The 21974-nt window shown below is 47.3% G+C and carries 17 protein-coding genes; 4 read left to right on the forward strand and 13 right to left on the reverse strand.

Annotated features, from left to right (window positions below; all coding sequences use genetic code 11):
- The 4 genes from NSB28_RS21365 to NSB28_RS21380 are packed head-to-tail and all read right to left on the reverse strand — an operon-like array spanning position 1 to position 4911.
- Positions 1–1725, reverse strand: coding sequence for a hypothetical protein (locus NSB28_RS21365; protein ID WP_109748536.1), 1725 nt, complete (start codon positions 1723–1725; stop codon positions 1–3).
- A 35-nt stretch (positions 1726–1760) separates the two neighbouring features.
- On the reverse strand, positions 1761–2606 hold the full coding sequence (locus tag NSB28_RS21370) for a carbohydrate ABC transporter permease (RefSeq protein ID WP_257517612.1): 846 nt from the start codon (positions 2604–2606) through the stop codon (positions 1761–1763).
- Positions 2607–2611: 5 nt separating this feature from the next.
- Complete coding sequence (locus NSB28_RS21375; protein WP_257517607.1) at positions 2612–3499, reverse strand: carbohydrate ABC transporter permease; 888 nt, start codon at positions 3497–3499, stop codon at positions 2612–2614.
- Positions 3500–3528: 29 nt separating this feature from the next.
- Complete coding sequence (locus NSB28_RS21380; protein WP_109748539.1) at positions 3529–4911, reverse strand: ABC transporter substrate-binding protein; 1383 nt, start codon at positions 4909–4911, stop codon at positions 3529–3531.
- 235 nt (positions 4912–5146) lie between these two features.
- On the opposite strand from NSB28_RS21380, the gene NSB28_RS21385 reads away from it, so the two are divergent.
- A complete protein-coding gene (locus tag NSB28_RS21385; protein WP_187374163.1) occupies positions 5147–5908 on the forward strand; it encodes a response regulator transcription factor in 762 nt (253 codons plus the stop codon).
- On the forward strand, positions 5905–7686 hold the full coding sequence (locus tag NSB28_RS21390) for a sensor histidine kinase (RefSeq protein WP_109748541.1): 1782 nt from the start codon (positions 5905–5907) through the stop codon (positions 7684–7686). The genes NSB28_RS21385 and NSB28_RS21390 overlap by 4 nt, the downstream gene beginning before the upstream one ends.
- Here the strand turns inward: NSB28_RS21390 and NSB28_RS21395 are convergent.
- The 8 genes from NSB28_RS21395 to NSB28_RS21430 form a co-directional block, all read right to left on the reverse strand.
- On the reverse strand, positions 7683–8738 hold the full coding sequence (locus tag NSB28_RS21395; RefSeq protein ID WP_109748542.1) for an amidohydrolase family protein: 1056 nt from the start codon (positions 8736–8738) through the stop codon (positions 7683–7685). The genes NSB28_RS21390 and NSB28_RS21395 overlap by 4 nt on opposite strands.
- Positions 8739–8750: 12 nt before the next feature.
- Positions 8751–10814 carry an MBL fold metallo-hydrolase gene (locus NSB28_RS21400; RefSeq protein ID WP_109748543.1) on the reverse strand — a complete coding sequence of 688 codons (2064 nt, stop codon included), beginning with the start codon at positions 10812–10814 and terminating at the stop codon, positions 8751–8753.
- A 74-nt stretch (positions 10815–10888) separates the two neighbouring features.
- Positions 10889–12154: a hypothetical protein gene (locus NSB28_RS21405; protein WP_109748544.1), complete on the reverse strand. Its 1266-nt coding sequence runs from the start codon at positions 12152–12154 to the stop codon at positions 10889–10891.
- Between the two features lie 29 nt (positions 12155–12183).
- Positions 12184–13137 carry an ABC transporter ATP-binding protein gene (locus NSB28_RS21410; RefSeq protein ID WP_109748545.1) on the reverse strand — a complete coding sequence of 318 codons (954 nt, stop codon included), beginning with the start codon at positions 13135–13137 and terminating at the stop codon, positions 12184–12186.
- Between the two features lie 19 nt (positions 13138–13156).
- Entirely contained in the window at positions 13157–14167 is a 1011-nt protein-coding gene (locus NSB28_RS21415) for an ABC transporter ATP-binding protein (protein ID WP_109748546.1), read from the reverse strand.
- Positions 14168–14215: 48 nt separating this feature from the next.
- Positions 14216–15100: an ABC transporter permease gene (locus tag NSB28_RS21420; RefSeq protein WP_109748547.1), complete on the reverse strand. Its 885-nt coding sequence runs from the start codon at positions 15098–15100 to the stop codon at positions 14216–14218.
- Positions 15093–16064: an ABC transporter permease gene (locus NSB28_RS21425; RefSeq protein WP_109748548.1), complete on the reverse strand. Its 972-nt coding sequence runs from the start codon at positions 16062–16064 to the stop codon at positions 15093–15095. Before NSB28_RS21425 ends, NSB28_RS21420 begins: the two co-directional genes overlap by 8 nt.
- 76 nt (positions 16065–16140) lie before the next feature.
- On the reverse strand, positions 16141–17712 hold the full coding sequence (locus NSB28_RS21430) for an ABC transporter substrate-binding protein (protein ID WP_109748549.1): 1572 nt from the start codon (positions 17710–17712) through the stop codon (positions 16141–16143).
- A gap of 379 nt (positions 17713–18091) precedes the next feature.
- On the opposite strand from NSB28_RS21430, the gene NSB28_RS21435 reads away from it, so the two are divergent.
- Together NSB28_RS21435 and NSB28_RS21440 are read left to right on the forward strand one after the other, a co-directional pair.
- Complete coding sequence (locus NSB28_RS21435) at positions 18092–18991, forward strand: LysR family transcriptional regulator (protein WP_109748550.1); 900 nt, start codon at positions 18092–18094, stop codon at positions 18989–18991.
- A 45-nt stretch (positions 18992–19036) separates the two neighbouring features.
- Entirely contained in the window at positions 19037–19903 is an 867-nt protein-coding gene (locus NSB28_RS21440; protein ID WP_109748551.1) for a LysR family transcriptional regulator, read from the forward strand.
- A 20-nt stretch (positions 19904–19923) separates the two neighbouring features.
- Here NSB28_RS21440 and NSB28_RS21445 read toward each other — a convergent pair whose 3' ends face one another.
- A complete protein-coding gene (locus NSB28_RS21445; protein WP_109748552.1) occupies positions 19924–21729 on the reverse strand; it encodes a hypothetical protein in 1806 nt (601 codons plus the stop codon).
- Positions 21730–21974 lie beyond the last annotated feature (245 nt).

Raw genomic sequence — 21974 nt, forward strand, 5'->3', positions numbered from 1 at the left:
TCAGCATCTTCCCCCTTTAAGTCCTGCGTCTGCCGCCATTCTTTTCAGCGCGTCTGTATAAAATTTTACCCTCTCAGGATTCAGCTGGGCGTCATAGGGGTATTTCAAAATAAAATCATTCTTCAAGAGTCCTTCCCTGTACTCTTCCATCTCCTTTATGGTCTGTCCGAGCAGTTCCCCTGCACTTTTATCCTCTGCCAGGATGGCATCTTTGTCCACCTCAGCGGCATATCTGCCGAAGCAGTATCCTCTGGCAGTCAGCCTGAAGCCTCTCACATACCAGCGCATAAATTCAAAATGCTCTCTCAGGTCCTCATAAGCTTCCTGCCTGAGTCCCATGCTGCTTGTACTCACTCTGTCTGCCAGCTTCTCGCAGCGCAAAAGCGCCTCATCCTTGTCTGCTAAAATACGCTGCACATTTTCCGGTGTCATATCAAGTGCGTCCTTCTTCTGGGGATCCCACTCGCTCAGGCTGTGGTGAGTCCCGCCGATAAAGGTAAACTGATCTGGCGTCAGATGCATACAGCTGTCATTGGAAAACAGGCATCCATTGACAAAATTTGTCTTTTCCACTATAGGCCAGGTCTCGTCCATCAGCTCCCGGATCTTTTCAATACATTTTTTAAGCTCCCCGGGCAGCAGGCCCTCTTCCAGCATATCTTCCCCCTCAAGCCATTTCAGATAAATATCCTCCTCACTGATCTCTGCATTTTCTGCATAGGCTGCTATCGCGTACAGATTGACAAGATTGGGATTATCAAAGCATGTCCAGTCCTGCACTCCCTCCCAGTCCGTTCTGGCTATAAATCCTGTCACGCCGTGCTCACTGGCATATGCCAGTCTCCTCTTTATATCTGCCAGCATGGCTGACGGCTGTGCACCCCATCCAAAAAACTGTCCGTTCACATCATATTCCGTGATCTGGGGGTGATCATCCACATGTCCCATGAGAGGATTATCCGGAAAAGTCGGATAGAAATCATGGGGTGTATTCTTCAGGGACAATATAATGTCGTCCGGCATGGTATTGAAAGCCTCACGGAACCGCTCCTGCTCCTCCTTTGTATAAATAAAATCTCTTATGATCAGTTTCCTGCCTGCCTCGTGAAACGGCTGGTACATTGCCATGATCATATTTTTGTACCAGTCCACCGGATCCAGTTCACGGCAGCGTTCACAGCCGCAGGCAAAGGTATTGCTGATGGCAAGCCTTGCTTCCCCCGTGCCTATAGAACACACGATTCCAGCCAAATCAGGCAGCGCCAGAAAAAGTTCTTTATATTTGTAAGGAAGGAATTCCCTGTACCAGAACGGGTCGCTTGGGCAGATTACTCCATCTTTCATCAGCTCCTTTTTATATTTCAGGATAAAGTCTGAAAACCACAGTTCCTTATTCTCAAAATAAATCTCAACGCCGGCTTCCTTTGCCTCTCTTATCACATGGTTCATATAATCCCTGCGGTTCAGGTTCAGGTTTTCCCTCAGCGCATGATTTAAAATGGCGTGGTCCACCTCCAGAAATGCACCGTAGTAGCTTTCCGGCTCCCCTGAGCCTCCCAGGAATTTTGCCGGGAATACGATCTTATCCTCTATGCCCGGTTCATGAAAAACCAGCGCATTCATTTTATTTTTTACACAGAAATCCAGCCTTCTGCGGATCTCATCCAGGTTCCATATCTGTGTAGAATCATGCAGTTCCATAGCTCTGAAAACAAAATCACTCATTTTTTCTTCTCCTTGTCTTAATATAATCTGGTCTTTTATCCCTTCAGTCCTGAAGTGGCAATTCCCTCCACAAAGTACTTCTGAAGACAGAAAAACATAACTACAAGCGGGATAATAGAGAGAAAGGCCATTGCCATTATCTGATTCCATTCGGCCGTGGAGGCCACATCCAGCCCCAGCCGCAGAGCCAGGGACAATGGATATTTTGATACGCTGTTTATGTAGATCAAAGGATTCATAAAATCATTCCAGGTCCATATTGTCTGAAATATGCAGACAGACATAAGCGACGGCTTCAGCACTGGCCCCAGGATAAGTACAAGCGTCCTGAACGAACCGCAGCCGTCAATCTTCGCCGCCTCGTCCAGTTCGGCAGGAATACCCCGCAGGAATTGTACCTCCTGATAAATAAAAAACGGATAGCAGCCCAGTGCGGCTGTTGCCCAGAAAGGCATGTAGGAATCCAGCCAGTGCAGATCCCTGTATAACAAATACCTGGGTATAATAAGCACCGAACTTGGCACCATTAATGTAGACATCATCAGCATAAACAGTACCTTGTGTCCCCTGAACCTGAATCTGGCGAAGCCATATGCCACCAGAGTGCTTGATATTACCGTCAGCGCCACTGTGGGTACTACCATGATCAGCGTGTTTATGAAGTAATCCGCAAAATTGTACTGCCCTGTTGATATCCACCCTTTTATAAACCCTGCCGGGTCAAAAGATTCCGGCAGCAGTCCTGTCCCCGTATAAATCTCCTTATTTGTCTTAAATGCTGCAAAGAACATCCATATCAGGGGATATACCATACAGAGCCCGAATGCCAGTACAAGCAGGAATGCAAAAATCCTTCCCAGTTTTTTCTTTTTTTCCCTCACTGTCTTCATCCCTGCTTCCCCCCATCATCTCCATAGAATACCCAGTATTTCGAGGTAACAAAGATTATGCCCGTGATCCCCACCAATACAAGAAACAGGATCCATGACTCAGCGCTGGCATACCCCAGGTCTGAACGGCTGAAAGCATCCTTATAGATTTTCAGTCCCATAAGGTTTGTGGACTTAATGGGCCCTCCTCCTGTAACTACATAGGCGGATGTGTAATTCTGCAGCGCGTTGATTATCTGCATAATAATATTAAACAGTATAATCGGGCTGATCATAGGCAGGGTTATCTTGAAAAACATCCTGATTTTTCCGGAGCCGTCAACTCTTGCAGCCTCATACAGGTCTGCGGGGACCTGCTTTAACGCCGCAAAGAACAGAACCATGGAGGAACCAAACTGCCAGATCTCAATCAGACTGATGGTAAATAATGCATACTTGGGATCTCCCAGCCAGTTTACTGATATGCCGAACAGATTATTGATGATGCCAGTCTTCATAAACATGACCCTCCACAGCGCCGAGATGGCTACACTGCCGCCCAGTATGGACGGCAGGTAATAGAGGGTCCTGAAGAAACGTATCCCTTTCATCTTCATATTCAGGATCATGGCAACGATCAGTGCAAAAACCAGCTTCCCCGGGACTACCATCAGTATATACTTTAAAGTCACTCCCATAGATCCCCAGAAATCAGCATCCTTTTTAAACATCCTTATATAATTATCCAGTCCTGTAAACTGGTAGCTTCCCCCCAGCTTAATATCTGTCAGGGAATAAGCAAAGGACCTGACCAGGGGGTAAAGCTGCAGCAGCAAAAATCCCAGGATCCACGGCAGTATATAAAGATAGCCCTGCCATTCTTTTTGTATCTTTTTCCGTCTCATATTCATGCCCCCCAAAGCAGCCTATAATATCAGCCGATTCTTTCCAGAGCCTCTTCCATCAGCCCCATTGCCTCTTCTGTGATCTCGTCAATACTGCCCTGTTTATATGCGATCTTTTCTGTTGCATCCTGAAGGATCTCGATGATCTCAGCAGGCACACTCAGGTTCTGATTTGCAGTGGCACTTTCCTGGGCTTTCTCCACGGCTTCTGCAAGCACCGGGTCCAGATAACCGTTATCCTCACATATCTTTCTTCCATTAGCTGTAGCCGGGATAGAACGGCAATCCTTTAATACGGCTGCTGCCTCATCGCTGTTAAAGAAATAATCCAGGAATCTGGCTGCTTCCTCCGGGTACCGGCAGTTTGCCGCCACGCCTATGAGCTGGGCCGGCCTGAACAGGATACCGCTTTCCTTTGCATCTGCAAACTGCGGGATATCCATGGCTGCTGCACTGTCCTGAAAATCATAATAATTGCCTGTCACATTTGACGTTGCCGTATAGGTACATCCCAGATCATGGCTGATCCACTTTGGATTTGTATTTACCTGCGTATCATACGGAGCGCTGTCCGCTGCCGGTTCCGCCACATTTTTATCATAAAAGTCATTTATGACAGTAAATACTTTCTTTAAATCCTCTTCCGCAAAATTAAGTTTATTAGTATCCTGGTCTATCAGTTCTTTGCCGGTGATCTGGGCCATCAGTGCATAGACACCTTCTTTACCCAGTGTGGTTATATCGATATTAAACAGATACTGTTCTTCATTCTTGCTGTGGATCGTCTCCCCTGCGCTGATAAAATCATCCCAGGTCCTGATGTCCTCCAGTTTGATACCTGCTGCTTCAAGCACCGATGTGTCTGTCAGCCAGATGCCTGCATTGACCCCGGTAGGAAGTCCAACCATCCTGCCGTCATAATAGGAAAAGCTCTTTAGGAAATTCTGGTCAAAGTCCGAAGTATCCAGCTGTGCGCTGTAATCATTCAGATCTGCAAATACTTCTCCCATTGCCATCAGATCTCTTGTCATGGAGGCATCAAACTGGACAATATCTGCAGCCGTACCGCCCGAGACCTGAGTTGTCAGCTTCTCAAAATATCCGTCATATCCGCCATACTCAGCTTCAATCTTTACATTCGGATGAAGCTGCTCATATTGCTCAATGACTGCCAAAGTGGCCTCATGCCTCGCATCCGATCCCCACCACATAAATCTCAGGGTAATATCATCCTGTCCTTCCGCATCTGCCGCCTCTGTCTCACCACTGCTCTTCACCAGTTCATTACTGCTCTCTTTTAATTCTGCTCTCTCAGCCTCACTTCCGCTGCCCTTTTCACAGCCTGCTGCAAACACAGTCATGCCTGCCAGCAAAGCTGCCATACCCAGAGCTGTTAATCTTCTGCCATTCATCCCATTTCCCTCCTTGATCTCTGTCGTCTGTCAGTTTCCATTACAATTTTCTCCGGAAAACATATTTTTCTGAATATATTCAGTTACTCCATCTGGATATATTCAGATTACCATCCATGGAAATAATTGTATAGGCATCTGGCTTGACAAAACATTCCATCCTATGCTTAAATACTCTAAAAAGGTATCCGATTTTCACAAAAACACTCATATAATTACTGCGGAGGTATACATAATGCTGAAAATTGTCATTGTTGAAGATGAAACAAACATCCGCGACTGTCTGGTGCATCTGTTTCCATGGGATTCCCTGGATGTCACTGTATCGGCCAGCTTCTCCAGCGGAGAAGAGGCGCTATCTTATCTGTCAGACCACAGTGCGGATATCCTTCTCACAGATATCCGCCTTCCTGAAATGAACGGGCTTGATCTGGTACAGGCGCTCAGAATATCTAAAAATCCCATTTCCGTCATTATCCTGACTGCCTACCGCCACTTCGATTATGCGCAGCAGGCCATCCGCTACAATGTAGATGATTTTCTTCTAAAGCCAATTAAATACAATGAGCTGACTGCTTCCATCCTGCGCATCAGGGAATCTCTTGAAAATTCTCTGTCAAAGCCTGCTGCCGCTCCTGACGAAGACGCATCCTACCATGAAAAGATCATCTCTTCCTCCAAACACTATGTGGCTGACCATCTCACAGATGTCACTCTGGAAAATACAGCACTTTCAGTCAGTTTAAGCCCCGGTTATTTCTCACGCCTTTTTCACAAGGTTACTGGAAGTACCTTCTCAGATTATGTGACTGCCTGCCGTATGGAAAAAGCCGCAAAGCTTTTAAAAGAGATTGATTACAAGACGTATGAAATATCTCTCCTTGTAGGGTATGACAATCCCAAAAATTTCACCAGGGCGTTTAAACAGTATTATCAGATGACTCCCAGGGAATACCGTACACGTACAGCTGCTCACACTCAAGAGGATAAGCCATGAAAAGAAAATATTTTCTCCACAAATTTATCAGATATTTTCTCCTTTTCAGCCTTCCCATACTTTTTATGGGAATTATGCTCTGTGTTTACTGTTCCGTCAAAATCAAAGACGATATTAATCTCCAGGCACAAAGCACCTTCCACACAGGTACACGGCTGATGGAAGAGATCATGCAGACAGGGGATGATACTGCTGCCATGTTTAATAACAACTCCACTGTGTCCCTGTCCCTCTATAAGATCCTGAACCGCAGTTCACTGAATTATAAAGAATATGTGGTCAGAAGCGTCGTATTTTCCATTCTCGAAAACGCCAGGTCCAGCAACAGCCTCGTTGAATCCGTATATATATACCTTAACAATAGCCAGGGGAATTATTTCCAGACTGATAAAAAGACAGTGGCTCTCTCAGATTCTCCAGACCAGGAGTGGCTGGATATATTTAATAAGACGGATAGCTCCACCCAGAAATGGGTGGTCAGAAGAAAAATAAAGAATTATGAATTTGAAAACTCTCACGAATGTGTGTCGATCTTCAGAAGGATCAAAAACTATGATGGAGTACTTGTTATCAATTTAAATGCATCAGCCCTGTCCAGTCTGCTCTCCTCAATTGAAAACTATGCCAATGAAGCAGTTCTGGTGGCTGACGGGGACGGACAGATACTGTTCTCCAATCCTAATGCAGCCCTGATGGACTCCGGCTCCTGCACAGATTTCATAGGTCAGATGGACATAAAAGCAGGTTCTGCTGACAGCTTTTTAAGTACAGTCCGTTATGAGGGGCGCAGGTATATCATGACAAAATTTTATTCTTCAGGATACGGCCTTTATTTTCTGTCACTTGTACCAGTAAAAGATATCTATCAGCTGCTGTATCAGATCATCTTTTCTGTCCTTCTTGGCATCCTTATGGCGGCAGTATTCTGTCTGTTATTCAGTTTTTATCTCACAAACAAAAATTTCCGCCAGATTGAAGATCTGATCGAAATCCTGAGTGCTGCGGAGGCAGGCACATATACCTCCTCCCTACCCGGATTTTGCTATGAAAATGCCAGAAAGCTGGATGAGTACAACCTGATCCTCAATCAGGTCATTCACACTTATGTCCGCAACAATGCACTCACTATGGAGCTGAAAGAGGCTGAGCTGCGCAAGACACTTCTGGAGCTGAAATCTCTCCAGCTGCAGATAAACCCTCATTTTTTCTTCAACACTCTTCAGTCAGTAGACATGGAGATCATGAAAAAGGAAGGCTACGGCTCACCTGCCAGCCAGCTGATAGAGAATCTTTCCGGTATTCTCCGCTATGCCCTGGAAGACTCTTCTTCCCCTGTCACACTCAGGGAAGAGATACAGTCCTGCAAGGATTATTTTGCTATTCAGCAGTTCCATTATCCGGGCCGTATTGCCCTGTTGTGGGATTATGACGGTGAAGTTTTAGATTTCTCCGTGCTCCGGCTGCTGTTTCAGCCTCTTGTGGAAAACAGCATCCATTACAGTATCCTCACTCCCCGGGATACATGTGTCATCAGGATCAAAATATACCTCAGGAAGAACCGTCTGTATTTCCATGTTCTGGATACCGGAGCAGGAATGTCAAAACAAAAGCTCAGTGACCTGAGACAGTCACTGGATTCACCTGAGGGACAGAAGCGCGGCATAGGAGTGAAGAACACCCATAAACGCCTGATCCTCTCCTATCCCGGCAATAAAGGGCTGACCGTCATCAGCCGGGAAGGGAAAGGGACATGCGTCAGCTTCTCCATACCTGTTTAGGATAAAGGCTGCGCGATCTTATATATATTCTCTGCGTTCTTGCCTGTGATCAGTTCCTTTTCCTCTTCAGAAATATCCAGCTTCTGTATAAAATCAATGCCCTCTGTGAGCCATTCCTGCCTCACCGGGTAGGATGTGCCGAAAATGATATGGTCAGCTCCCAGGATCTTTACAGCGCATTCCAGCAGATCCTTTCCCCAGGGCTGCGCATGGGACAATTCATAATAAATGTTATCCCTGATCTGGTCACAGTAACGGTTTGTATCAGTGTCAAACCGTTTTACTGTATCCTCCGACACAGCAGGTGTCTTGCGGAACATACTGTCACGGTAGGCAAAGAAAGAGCCTCCCAGCATGGAGTGGACCAGTTTCAGGTTCGGGCACTCATCAAACAGCCCGCCAAAAACTTCTCTTGCAATGGCAGTTGTCTGGTCTGCACACCGTCCATAGGACCTGCGCAGATTATTATACTCATAGATGGAGGAATAATCTGCCGGGACGGGGGAATGGTGCACATAAACGGGCAGGTTCAGCTCATTCACACTGCGGAAGAACGGGCGGAAGGATTCATGGTCCAGATACCGTTTCCCGTAATGCGAAGAGATCTGCACACCAGTCATACCAAGTTCCTTAACACAGCGTTCCAGCTCATAGATCCCCTCTTTTCCCGCAAGAGGAGGCACCGCTGCCAGAGCTGCCAGACGTCCGTTGCTTCTCTTTACATGCTCTGCCATGCCGTCGTTAAATTTTCTGCATAGCTCCATACTCAGCCATGCGTGGCAGCAGGGTATCTTCAGGAGAGCCTTGTCCACCCCTGCCTTATCCATATCTGCCAGCTGCTGCTCCAGAATATATTCTCCCTGTACATAGTTCAGGTTCTGATATCCCTTTGGTTCCTCGATAACCACCTGTTTTTTGTCTGTTCCGGGTATCTGCTCGCACTTCCCCCAGATATCCAGGTCATTGGGGATACAGTGCATAAATTCACTCATCAGGTCCTCATCGGTAAATAATGCCTCAGGTATCCAGTACATATTTGCATCTATTATCATCGCTCTTCTCCTTTAAACCGGTATTTCTGCAAATACCTTTCTCACGTCATATATTACCTTAAGGCCTGCATGATCCATAACTCTCCTGAACGGAAACTCTGCCGGATCATCCTGATGCCTGTCAGGTGCATGGGGCAGACGTCTGTCATAGATCACCTGTCCGGATGCCGCCTCCTGATCCGTGTCCGCCGGCCTCTGTTTTCCGGGCGTCTCCAGTGGTCTGCCCTCATGTCCTGCCAATATATAATCCATATTTTCCGCCAGACGGTCCATGAAGCCTGCATCTGTCACTCCAGGCCCTGTACATAAAAGCCTGATCTCATCTCTGTGCTCCTGCAGGCGTTTTAAATGATTTCTGAACGCTTCCACACTTCCGTTCATAGATTTTCCAAAAGGCATTCCCAGTTCATCTCCGCAGAATAATATCCCTTCTTTATTATCCAGAAAAGCCAGGCTCCCTGCAGCATGATCCGGTATCTTAAATGTCACCAGGTCCCGCCCGCCCAAATGGAAGGTGTACCCCTCATCAATGACCTCCACCGGATAATCTCTGGGAAACTCTATCCCTTCAAAGCTGGGGAAGGGGATTGTTGCCAGTTCTTTTGTCTCCGCAGACATATAAGCGCAGTCAAAATAACAGTTATTGGCAGTATGGTCAAAGTGGTCATGAGTATTGGCAATACGCCTGACCGGCTTGTCTGTCAGACTCTGGCAGTATGCCCTGATATTGCCGCAGCCGTATCCTGAATCGATCATAAGCGCTTCATCTTCCCCTTCCACCAGATATGAGTAGTCCCCATCACTTAAGATCCGCCATGTTCCGGGTGCAACCAGCTCTGACTGGTAATAGGGCACATCCATGGGTGTGAGGGTACCGTCTTCATTCTTAAGCATCACATCATGCCTGCATGAAAAATCAATAGGATTCCGGCACTGGGAAAACAGCCAGTCATGGATTGCTTCCAGCCCATATGCATGGACCCAGGTATTCACATGACATGCTCCGGGAAATACATCTGCACCCTCAGGCAGCACACTGTCTTTTTCATACCAGGTAAAAATAATATTGCAGCCCTTCTGCACGATACGACGCATAGCGGCATTCTGCTCTTCTTCCGGCATCCTGGCATCCACAGAGCCTCTGCTTACACGCCCGCCCTCCTGTTCGATCCTTTCCATGCACGCACCCATTACAGGGAATGCCTTCTCGTCCTTTTCTGAGACAAGGATCCATATATTTTCTTTTTTAACTGCTCCCATGGTATCAGGATTCCACTGGCCGGCAACCAGGAAACAGCCGGCAAAAAAACCGGGATTCCTGATCAGCAGTTCACATAACATCATACAGCCCATGGACTGGCCTGTTCCATATATCCTCTTTTCATCGACCGGAAAGACTGTGAGCAGATGTTTCACAAGCTCTGTCACAGCATCCGCCTCCCAAGTCACTGTAAAATCATCCTCCGCTGTTTTAGAAGGAAACTGCGGCGCCAGCACAAAACACGGATGGCGCTTCTGTTCCTCCGTCTGGGCCCAGACGGCCGCACCATTCCCCTGTGCCAGAGGTGCACACACGTCATCTGAGCAGGAGCCTGCATCATGCATAAACAGCACCAGCGGCAGCTTATGTCCCGCAGCGCTCCCCTGGGGGATATACAGGTTATAATTCAGTTTCTTATCTGTGCCCGGCACTTCAAAAGTATACTCCCTAAATTCGTCCGCCGTCAGATTAATTGTTCTGCTGCTTATATACCATCTGCCCCCTGTCTTTACTTTCACACGGGCTGCCGCAACACATGTCCTGGCCTTTCTTCCTCTTCCCGTCATCCTGCAGGTTTTGGCATCCGGATCATCCGGTGAGAGTTCCAGCACTGCAAAGCTGCCATTGTCTGACGGTTTTCCCGCCATCCCGGCTTCACTCACGTAAGCGTCTGTTATAGTACGGCCCTCCACCTCAAAATCTTCCATTTTAATATCATTATTACTTAATTCCCTGTCATAATGCAGCACAGCTGCCACAGTCTTCTGTCCGTCTCCATATATCCTTGTTACGGCTGCTGCTTCTAAAAGTTCCATGGTCCGCTCCTCTCTTTGTCGCACATTTTTGCACCTTTTAACCGTTTTCTTACCCCGCCGGCCAGTTACAAGTCTTATATCTGCGTTTTACTTGCCGCCATGCGGTCCAGCAGTTCTGTTGCCTGCCTTGTCAATTTTTCAGCCGCCCCTCTTCCAAAAGGGGAATTCATGGCCTCATACGTGAGCCTGTCATAAGATGTGCGGTCCGCCATATACTTGGCGCCTCCATTTACCATTGTGCACACAAGCGTATGTTCAAAAGGTGAGCATGCCTTAACTGCCAGGCCGCTGACACAGTTCAGTTCAGGCTTTACCCCCACCAGAGCAAGCTCCCCTATGCGCATCACTTCTATCAGCACCTCTGCTTCTCCATTTGCTGTAAACGGATATTCTCTTGTTGGGTGGAGCTTTTTTAGATCCCGTTCCATCTCTTTACCGGGAACTCTGAAGGTCATCCTTCCTATCTCGGCTTCTTCCTTCACATCCTGTGATTTTATCCTGTTTGCAATATGGCAGGTTACTTCTCCCAGCATACTGCCAAGACGCTCACAGATCCCAAAGCCTTCCTCCTGGCGGTCAGTGCGGATCCGCTCACCGTATACAAATGTCTCACTAATAGCCCTCTCTGCGGGGGCCTGATCACCTGCCGCGCCCATAAGGAAAAGCCCCACTGTCCCGCTGTCATACTGTTTTTCAATGTAGTCACTGGCAACCCCTGCCACATCGGGAGAAACTGCTTTTCCACCTGCGCTCAGAGCAGAGCCGTCCAGGACAGACGACTGGATGCCATAATGGAACAGGATGGCCAGCGGACTTTTATCTTCCCTGTCAAACCTCACAACTGAGACTGTCTTATCTGCAAGTCCGGGTCCTCCTTCTCCGATCCACCATCCGTCTTTTAACTCCACATCCCGGTTTGTATTAATATCGCAGTACCCTGAGCCAAATCCCGCCGTCACAGGCTGCAGTTCTGCAAATGCCTGCGCTGCCGCTTCCATGGATGCGTTGTAAATGCACTCACGGTACTGCGCTTTTTTCTCAATTTTTTCTTCCTCTTTCAGCACGGAATCAGGCAAGAGGTGAGGGGCAGAAAATGTATGGGTCACACAGATCCAGATGCCCTCTTTTTTTACTCCATACTTTCTGGCGATCATATCCTTTAGATCCTCCGCCCCCTCATTTGGCAGGGAAGTGATCTCTATAGACAGAATCACCAGTGTACGTCCACTTTCTATTACTAACGCCCGTGCGTTTAATGTCTTATGTACAACTGCAAAATTTTCGATTTCCAGATAATCATCCTTTAAAATAATTTCTGATTTTCCTGCGCCTGCTCTCATATCCCTTCCTCCTAACTCTTAGTGTCATGTCAGTTGATTTCACCCAGACGGCAGCAGGATACAAAATGATCCCTGGATATCTCCTGCAGCTTCTGGGGCTCCCTGCACTTCTCTGCCGCGTAGGGACAGCGTGCTGCAAAACGGCACCCGGGCTTTGGCTCAATAGGTGATACGATCTCACCCTGCAGGATGATCCTCTCTTTTTTATTATGGATATCCACAGACGGAATAGCGGAAAGCAGCGCTTTCGTGTATGGGTGCCGCGGATTTTCAAACAATTCCTTTGATGTGGTGGTCTCTACCAGCTGTCCCAGATACATTACACAGATATTATCCGAGATGTGCTTTACAACAGAAAGGTCATGGGTGACAAACATATAAGTCACACCGGACTTTTCCTGCAGATCCTGCAGGAGGTTTAATACCTGCGCCTGGATAGATACATCAAGTGCAGAGACCGGTTCATCACATACCACGAAGGCCGGATTTAACGCCAGTGCCCGGCCGATGCCGACGCGCTGTCTTCTCCCCCCGTCCAGCTCATGGGGGTAAGCATACCGCAGGCGCTCATCCATGCCGACCATCTCCATAATACGATCCGTTTCATCCTGAAGTTCACCTTTTTTAAATTTCCCTGTCAGTTCCAACGGTTCCCGTATTGTCTCCTCCACTGTCATACGGGGATTTAAAGATGCAAAGGGATCCTGGAATATGATCTGCATCTGTTCTCTCAGCTTGTGCATCTTGTGCTTGCCCACGTGGGTGATATCCTCCCCCTTAAATATGATCTGGCCGTCTGTACTCTCATAGAGATGGATAAGCGTGCGTCCAAGAGTGGACTTACCGCATCCGGATTCTCCCACCACACCCATTGTCTTTCCCTTTCCAATGGAAAAGGTTACATCATCAACTGCGTGAAGCATTCCCTTGGGCGTATCAAAATATTTTTTAAGATGTTTTACTTCCATTAAAGTTTCCGACATCATAATTCTCCTTTCCGCCTCAGTTATGGCCCGCTCCGGGCGCCTGTACCGCTTCCATTTGACGGATGCAGCGGCAGATATGGGTTCCTCCCAGGCTTTTTAGTTCCACGGCGGCCTTTCTGCACTCTGCCGCCGCATAGGGACAGCGGGGTGCAAATGCACATCCCTCCGGCAGATTGCTGGGGTCAGGCGGCATACCCGCTATGGGTGAAAGCCGCTCTACATCAGAATTGATATCCGGCAGAGAGCCAAAGAGTCCCACCGTGTACGGATGCCACGGATGATCAAATATCTCTTCCCTGCTTCCGTATTCCACCACCTCACCTGCATAAACTACTGCCACGTTATCACACACCTCAGCCACGATCCCCAGGTCATGGGTGATCATGATCATGGCTGTATTTAATTCCTGCTGCAGATTTTTAATAATATCCAGCACCTGTGCCTGAATAGTCACATCCAAAGCCGTTGTGGGCTCGTCCGCCAGAAGCAGGTCCGGGCTGCATGCCAGAGCCATGGCAATGACCACCCTCTGCTTCATTCCTCCTGAAAACTGGTGCGGATAATCCCTGTATCTGGACCCCGGTATCCCAACCATCTCCAGCATCTTTTTAGCCTTTTCTTCCGCCGCTTTCCCGGATACCTTCTCATGCAGCGCTATCCCCTCAGCGATCTGGTTCCCGATACGCATGACAGGATTGAGCGCTGTCATTGGATCCTGGAAGATCATGGATATCTTTCTCCCCCGGATCTTCCGCATATCATCATTTGAGAGGGCCAGGATATTTTTCCCTTCCAGCAGGATTTCTCCTCCGTCCACCTGTGCAGGCGGCTCCGGCAGAATACGCAGGATCGATTTCGCTATCGTTGTCTTGCCCGCGCCTGTCTCCCCCACCAGTCCCAGTGTCTCTCCCTTTTCCAGCGAAAAGGAGACATTGTTTACCGCATGGATCACTTTACCTTCAGAAGTATAGTGAACCGTCAGATTCTTTACCTCAATAAAAGGGGTTCCCTTTTTATTTGCATTCACGATATCATCCTCCTATTTCGTAACTGTTTCGGTGTTCCCACAGTTACACTATTTCTTTAGTTTCGGATCCAGTGCATCCCTCAGTCCATCTCCCAGCATGTTCAGGGACAGTACCACAAGAGCGATGGCAAGACCGGGGAACAGCACCATATGAGAATAATCCCTCATATAAGTCCTGGCAGCTGAAAGCATGGCGCCCCACTCAGGTGTGGGCGGCTGTACGCCAAGCCCTATGTAGCTTAAAGAGGCGGCCATGAGGATCGTATTGCCGATTCCCATTGTAACTGATACGATGATAGGTGATATGCTGTTGGGAAGTATATGTTTTATGATCAGCCGCGGCACAGAGCAGTTGATCGTCTGTGCAGCTTCCAGATATTCCATTTTTCTGACTCCCATGATAGAACCTCTGAGCAGCCTGACTGTCATAGGTATCCCCCCGATGGACAGTGCAATGACTGTATTCATAAATCCGCTGCCAAGACACGCTGAAATGGCAATAGCCAGAAGGATGCCCGGTATAGCCTGCAGGATATCTACCAGACGCATGATAACAGTGTCGGCCATGCCTCCAAAATATCCGACTACAGAGCCGATCGCCATACCTATGACAGTGGAAATGATCGTAGCCAGGAAGCCTAATGACAGAGATGCTCTGGCGCCGTAGAGCAGACGGCTGAAAATATCCCTGCCCATCTCATCTGTACCGCACAGATGCTTTAAGGACGGACCTGCAAACCTCTCCGCCATATTCATTTCGTCATAATTGTAGGGCATGATCCAGGATGACAGGATTGCCAGAAGAAATAAGATCAGGATGATCACAAAGCCGGCCATGGCAAGTTTATTTTTGCTCAGGCGCTTCATCACAAGACTGAACTGGCTCTCCTTTTTTTTACGCACTTTTACTGATACTGCTGCACTATTAGCCATTTGCTTTCTTCCTCCTTCTCCAGCTCTTCTGCTGCCCTTCATACTGGGCCTTGATACGCGGATCCACATATGCATAAATAACATCTACAAGAAGCATGATCAGACTGAATAAAGCTCCAAGGAACAGAACTCCTCCCATAACAATAGGATAGTCACGGTTGTTGATCGCCGAGGTGGTGTACATGCCAATACCCGGAATTGAAAATACCGACTCAATGACTACTGTCCCGCCCAGCATCATTCCCATGCCATTTCCCACTACCGTGATGATGGGGATCAGGGCATTGGGCAGCGCATGCTTATAGAGGATCTCTCTCTCAGACAACCCCTTTGCCCTGGCCGTCACAATATAATCAGAACGGATAACTTCCAGCATGCTGGACCTGGTCTGCCTTGCCTGGGAAGCGATGCCCGCAAATGCATTCGCCACGCACGGCAGTATGAAATACTGCAGCCCGCCGACGCCATACGGAGGAAGCCAGCCCAATTTTACAGCAAAGAAGAGCACCAGCATCATAGCCAGCCAGAATCCCGGTATTGATACACCCGCCAGTGCAATAACCATGCATATCCTGTCTGCCAGGCCATTCTGGTGCACTGCCGCCGTGATCCCAAGCGGAGTTCCGATTACGATCTGCAGAAGGATACAGATAAATGCAATAGTGGCTGTGTAAGGAAGGCGGTATAATATACCGGACATGACAGACTGATTCTGAAAATAAGAATCCCCCAGATCAAAATGCAGGAAGACCTGGTTCAGATAGCTGAGAAGACGGACCATATAAGGCTGATCCAGCCCCATCTCCGCACGCTTTTCCGCGATCGCGGCAGGTGTGGCGGAGTTGCCCAGAATGGATGCCGCCGGATCTCCGGGGCAGAAATACATGATAGTAAAGATAACAATCGAAATTCCAAGCAGTACAGGAATCATCCACAATAAACGCTTTATAATATATTTCCACATAAGTATGAAAACCCCTTTCCTCTCGCGAAATGAAGGGAGCCTCAAAAAATTTCGAGGCTCTCTTCACCTTCAAAGTTTATTCAGCATATACGCATGCACCAGGAAGGATCTGCTTTCTTGAATCCAGCGCCACATCACTGATCTTCTCAGAATGAACGATGTTGATCGTACCCTGCACAACGCCGTAGCCATAGCAGGTCTCTACCAGGTAATCATGGACCGCATCAATCGTTTCCGGACCGTAGGTTTCAACATTTAAGCAGGCCTCCATCAGTTTCTGCAGTTCATCGTCCTGTACAAAGTTGGCAGTTCCGCCTGTAACCTCCTGATAATCTCTGGCATCCCAGCAGAGTTTCCACTGATTGACAATATAATCGGTAGATCCTGTTGTCTTCAGCAGCACATCAAAGGCTTCCGGATTATACTGTTCCTGCTGTGCCATCATCTGGTCATATCCCAGCAGTTCTACATTGACACCGATCTGTCCCCAATAGGCCTGAAGCATCTGGGCAAGCAGTTCCTGGGCGCCTGTATTTGTATACATCAGTGTGAGGGCTGAGCCATCATAGCCGGACTGGGCCAGGTACTCTTTTGCTGTGTCCACGTTATAGTCAAAATACTCTTCATTGTCCCACTCAGGATTATAATCAGGATAGCTGGAATTTCCAAAATCCTTGATGGCTGCGCCGTTTCCGTTGAATGCTCCAATATTCAGACCCTCTTTATCGATCGCATAGGCCATAGCGAGCCTCAGGTTCTTGTCGTCCTTAAATACAGAGTTATCAGACATGTTGTATTCAATATCAAAGGAAAGATTGTCCAGGATGATAGACACTGCATTTCCTTCTGAATACTCTCCGCCTTCATTAAATTTCGCAACATCCGTATCCGGCACACCATTGGAGATATCCACTGCATTTGTCTGAAGAGCTACTGTGTGCTGGGAAGCTTCTGTAATCACAGAAAACTTTATTTCTTCAGCGTTGTGGAGGCTGGTTCCGTGTACAAGAGATTCGTCTGTCTGCCAGTAATTGCCCGTATCCTTCAGGATCAGTTCTGAACCCGGAACGTAGCTCTCTACCAGATATGCGCTTGTCCCGACAGGAGTAGTTGCCATCTGGTCTTTAGAAGCTTCATATGCTGCCTGTGTCACGATCGCACATTCCAGCATGACATTTTCAAACTCTCCGATTTCAAGGGCCTTATTAAATTTAAATTCTACATTATAATCATCAATGGCTGTTACGCTCTCCACTACAGAAAGCTTTCCGTAGTTTTTAGTAGCTATTGCCGATTCAAAGCTGAAAACGATATCGGATGCTGTCAGCGGGTTGCCTGCCGCATCGTGGATATAATCATAAAGCTCTACCTTATATGTCTGGGCATCCACCTGTTCCCAGTTCTTTGCCAGAACTCCGTATACCTGTCCGTCTTCGCGTGTGATCATGTATTCATACACAGAAAACAACATTGCGATACGCCCCTGTGACATTCCTGACCACGGTCCCATATTTTCCGGGTCCGAAAGGATTCCTACAGTTACGGTATCTGTTTTCCCGCTGCCGGCCGCGCACACCGACATGCTTCCTCCTGCAAGGGTCCCCACCATACAGCCCACCATCATAAGTGCCACCAGTTTCTTTTTCATAGTTATTACCTCACCTTCTTAAAATTTGCTAAATGCTTTTGCATTTAAGTTTCTGTTCCGTATCATCTTCCAAACCCGTTCCTGTATTGCTTCTCTTTTGGTTCGTCAATTTGTATACTGAACTTCTATAATCTGATTATAATCGAATCATTTTACACAATCAATTCAAGTTAAGCCTCTATTTATTCCAAAACAGGATAAATCATATTTCACCATCTGCCTGTTTTATTCATTCTTTCGTCTATTTCACGGATTTTATGTCATAATTCATTTCACTTTGTACATATTGACAAATTCAACAAAACAATTTAGAATCGATATAGAATCTATAAGTCTACACTGTCTCTTAAAACAGCAATTACAAAAGAAGGAACGTCTAATGAAACTGGATCACATACATGAATTCGTTATATTAGCTAAATCCGGGAACTATCTGCAGGCGGCAGAAACCCTTTTTATTTCCCAGTCCACCCTGTCCAAACATATAAAATCTCTGGAAGCAGATTTGGGAGCTCCTCTGTTTGACCGCACTACCAGGAAGGTAAAGCTGAACAGCTTCGGCCAGACCCTGCTTCCGTATGCCATAAAACTGGATGAACTATATACAGAATGTTCTGCTGCCCTCAGCAGCCAGCTGGAGGACAGCAATTCCCGGCTCACAATCGCTTCTATTCCAGTGATGACACAGTACCATATCTATGACGTGCTCTCGGCATTCCAGACAAAAAACCCCCATGTCAAGCTGGATATCATCGAAGGGGATACAGTGCAGTCTGTAGAAATGCTTCGGAATGAGACATGTGATTTTGCATTTTTAAGGGAATTTGAGGATACAGAACATGAGCTAAACACTATTACCTTTGATACAGACCATATGGTAGCCGTACTTCCCACCTCACACCCTCTGGCCAGCAAGCCTTTCGTTACTCTCGAACAGCTCAGGGATGAGCGTTTTATCCTGCTAAATAAAGGTACCCTGATGTATAATCTGTGTATTTCCTCCTGCCAGGACGCCGGCTTTACACCTGACATCTCTTTTACCAGCCACCGGGCCGCAAACATCATGGATCTGGTCAAAAGGGGCATGGGAATCGCCCTGCTGACAAAGAAACCTACCTTGTCATACGCGGGTCCTGACATATCTCTGGTGGACATCGTCCCCTATATCAACACTGCCATCCAGCTGGCATATGTAAAAGACAGAAAACCTTCTATGGCCGGAAAACAGTTTCTGGGATTTGTGCAGAGCTGGGTACAGGGGGACAGCGGCTGCGAATAGATATGCCGGGATTCTTGGCTGCATTTTATAAATGGAGAGACGCTTATGGAAATTAATTATTTAAAGGAGTTTGTCATTCTGGCCAGGACCGGAAACTATCTGGAAGCAGCTGACTCCCTCTATATGGGACAGTCCTCTCTGTCCAGGCATATCAAGACATTGGAGGATGAGCTGGATATCCGGCTCCTGGACCGCACCACCAGAAAAGTCTCGCTCACGGAAGCGGGACGCCTTTTTCTGCCCTATGCAGAACATATTATGCTGCTTCAGGAACAGTATCAGGACGTACTGCTTGACTTCAAGAAAAACAATCATATCTCACTTTCTATCGGCTCGATCCCGTCCATGACCCAGTACCATATCACAGATGCACTGTTTCTCTACCAGCAGAAATACCCTGATTATTCCCTGGATCTGATTGAGGGGGACACGGTCCAGCTGATAGACAATCTTCAGAATGACCGGCTGGAGCTGGCCTTTATCCGCAGCAGCGCCAATGGACATCACGGCTTTGAACATATCCATTTTGCTGAGGATACCCTTGCTGCTGTCTTTCCGGCAGCACACCCGCTGGCCCGCAGGAAGACTCTGCACCTGTCAGAGCTGTCCGGGGAGACACTGCTTCTTCTGACAAAGGACACTTTCATGTACCAGCTCTGCATCAACTCCTGCAAGAGCGCCGGATTTGAACCCCACATCGGCTATACCGGCCTGCGCTCTGAAAACATGCTTGACCTTGTGGAAAAAGGGCTGGGGACTGCCCTTCTGACACAAAAGCCCATTCAGAAGCTGTCAAATCCCAATATTTCCATTGTAGAGATCATACCGCAGATCACCACCTACATAGACCTTGTATACCGGAAAAACAAAAAGCTCAGCGCAGCCGCTGAGCAGTTTGTAAGACTTATTTAATTCTGGCATATTAATTGCCCTTATTTTGTTCCTCCCTGGTATCCAGTGTTAATGAAGGTCTGCCACGGCCACCTCAGATATGTATCCCAGGCGCTTCCCAAAGCATAACCGGGTTTTGCTGTAACCCCCACTGCTTTGTCAGGCGTTCTTAAAGTATACTCCACGTTGTCGTATTCTTTACTGAAAGTAATGACCTGACCGTCCGCTTCTTTCTCTTCTGTCATATCTTCTCTTCTTGTGACATATGCCACCTGATTGATCACCGCTGTGCTGCAGTCCTCAGATGCATCATAGGAGATTGCTTTCTGCTCAGAATCCACCAGAATACCGTTTCCATTTTCATCCTCAGCATAATAATTTTTCGTTCCGCCTTCATCCACGTATGCCAGCCGGTAAGTCGGTGCATCGTATAACTGTTCCCAGGAATCAAATCCCTCCAGGCCGTAGAAGGTCCACGACAGAGTTCCTGAGAGTCCTCCGCTCAATGTATAATAAGCGTATACACTGGCGATATCATATGTGCAGGAAATCGTATCTGCACGGTACATCTCCTGATCCCATACAAGAGCATCCGTATTAACATCTACTCTTAAAGTGGTATAGACAGGTGTAAATGACCAGTTCATATAGTTTACTGTGATAACGGAGCGTCCCTTCTCTGATACTGCGCTGTAGTCTTTCCCTGCCTCCAGGACAAGCTCGTCCCCGTATTCGCTGCAAAGAGTCAGTGTAAAGTCCTCTGATGTCAGGCCAGAAGCATCAAATCCCAGAGGCCACACGGCATACAGTTCATCCGGGTACACATCACACAGCACAGGTATATTGTCTTCTGCTGAAGATGTCCACTTCGGCTGGCTCTCAGCAATAAGGCTTCCCCCTTCTACAGTAAATGTACGTCCGTAGCAGTAAACATGCAGAGGGATCTTTACATCCGACAATGGCAGCCCGTTATATTTAAGTCCGCTAAGACCGATACTGATATTATAATTTCCGTTTCCGTCGCCGCCCTGCTGTGACCAGCCTCTTCCTCCATCTACTACATCATAGCCACCATTGTCAAAAGAAATATCCTCTGCTGACATGGAATAAGTGTTTTCCCCATTTGTCCAGGTTTCGCCAATAGAGCCGGGCGTAAATACAAAATCTGAGACATAATAGCCGTCGCCATCCACGATCTCTATGACAGCTTCACTGCTGTCGATCAGGCTGTCATCCAGCCCTTCCCCGTCCAGAGCCAGTGTAACAGTATCCTCCTCAAGAATAAATTCTTTTTCCTTGCTGCCATCAATCTGTCCTATGACCTCTACCTTCGGAATCGTATAGCAGCCTGCCCACTCAGCTGTTGCTTTGTAGAATCCCTTATTCTCACCTGCCACCCACATACTGTCAGACGGCGGCAGCACATAGATATCACCTTTCCCATTGCTGGTAAAACCGCTGATCTTAGATGCATCTATGTTGATTTTCAGGGTATTTCCTTCTACTGCCGGCCCTTCCTCACCATTCTGGGTGAAGGCAATGCCCTCCGTATCGGTGAAAACAGGACTGCCCTCTTCATCCACCAGCCACGGCGTCACATCCACGTTGTCCGCCAGCGTAAAGCTCCAGCCTTCATTTGCCTTTAAAATAATAGTATAGACTCCTGTATCCTGTATATTTACCTCATCTGCATTCTCCGAATGAAAGTATGCATTTTCTGCAGCTGCATTTTCCTCAGCCGCCGCACCATCCCCGGCCGCCATGACGTAACTGCCGCCTGGCACCACCGATATTCCCAGTACTGCCGCCATAGCCAGTGCATATCCCTTATTTAACTTTCTGTTCATTTTTTTACCTCCTGATAATTTTGTGTTTAACTGCCGTCTTCTCGCCTTCATGCCTTATTTTTTTTTACTTTCCCTCCTTCTGTGCCTTTGTTTTTACAGATGTGAACCTGTCTTTACTTCCATAAATTCACATTGATTTTTGTTGTATATTTATTATATTTTCTGGTTTTTATTAAATCAATTCGTTTATTTCTTCCATTTATGCAGTTTAAGCATTAATATTATATATATCTCGCATATAGCAT

Origin of the sequence: Murimonas intestini, assembly GCF_024622195.1 — a bacterium.
Lineage (GTDB): Bacteria > Bacillota > Clostridia > Lachnospirales > Lachnospiraceae > Murimonas > Murimonas intestini.

What these genes read in the sequence shown, in the direction of transcription:
- NSB28_RS21365 (WP_109748536.1), bottom strand. Translation starts at nt 1,725, where the DNA reads ATGAGTGATTTTGTTTTCAGAGCTATGGAACTGCATGATTCTACACAG.
- NSB28_RS21375 (WP_257517607.1), bottom strand. Translation starts at nt 3,499, where the DNA reads ATGAGACGGAAAAAGATACAAAAAGAATGGCAGGGCTATCTTTATATA.
- NSB28_RS21380 (WP_109748539.1), bottom strand. Translation starts at nt 4,911, where the DNA reads ATGAATGGCAGAAGATTAACAGCTCTGGGTATGGCAGCTTTGCTGGCA.
- NSB28_RS21385 (WP_187374163.1), top strand. Translation starts at nt 5,147, where the DNA reads ATGCTGAAAATTGTCATTGTTGAAGATGAAACAAACATCCGCGACTGT.
- NSB28_RS21390 (WP_109748541.1), top strand. Translation starts at nt 5,905, where the DNA reads ATGAAAAGAAAATATTTTCTCCACAAATTTATCAGATATTTTCTCCTT.
- NSB28_RS21395 (WP_109748542.1), bottom strand. Translation starts at nt 8,738, where the DNA reads ATGATAATAGATGCAAATATGTACTGGATACCTGAGGCATTATTTACC.
- NSB28_RS21400 (WP_109748543.1), bottom strand. Translation starts at nt 10,814, where the DNA reads ATGGAACTTTTAGAAGCAGCAGCCGTAACAAGGATATATGGAGACGGA.
- NSB28_RS21405 (WP_109748544.1), bottom strand. Translation starts at nt 12,154, where the DNA reads ATGAGAGCAGGCGCAGGAAAATCAGAAATTATTTTAAAGGATGATTAT.
- NSB28_RS21410 (WP_109748545.1), bottom strand. Translation starts at nt 13,137, where the DNA reads ATGTCGGAAACTTTAATGGAAGTAAAACATCTTAAAAAATATTTTGAT.
- NSB28_RS21420 (WP_109748547.1), bottom strand. Translation starts at nt 15,100, where the DNA reads ATGGCTAATAGTGCAGCAGTATCAGTAAAAGTGCGTAAAAAAAAGGAG.
- NSB28_RS21425 (WP_109748548.1), bottom strand. Translation starts at nt 16,064, where the DNA reads ATGTGGAAATATATTATAAAGCGTTTATTGTGGATGATTCCTGTACTG.
- NSB28_RS21430 (WP_109748549.1), bottom strand. Translation starts at nt 17,712, where the DNA reads ATGAAAAAGAAACTGGTGGCACTTATGATGGTGGGCTGTATGGTGGGG.
- NSB28_RS21435 (WP_109748550.1), top strand. Translation starts at nt 18,092, where the DNA reads ATGAAACTGGATCACATACATGAATTCGTTATATTAGCTAAATCCGGG.
- NSB28_RS21440 (WP_109748551.1), top strand. Translation starts at nt 19,037, where the DNA reads ATGGAAATTAATTATTTAAAGGAGTTTGTCATTCTGGCCAGGACCGGA.
- NSB28_RS21445 (WP_109748552.1), bottom strand. Translation starts at nt 21,729, where the DNA reads ATGAACAGAAAGTTAAATAAGGGATATGCACTGGCTATGGCGGCAGTA.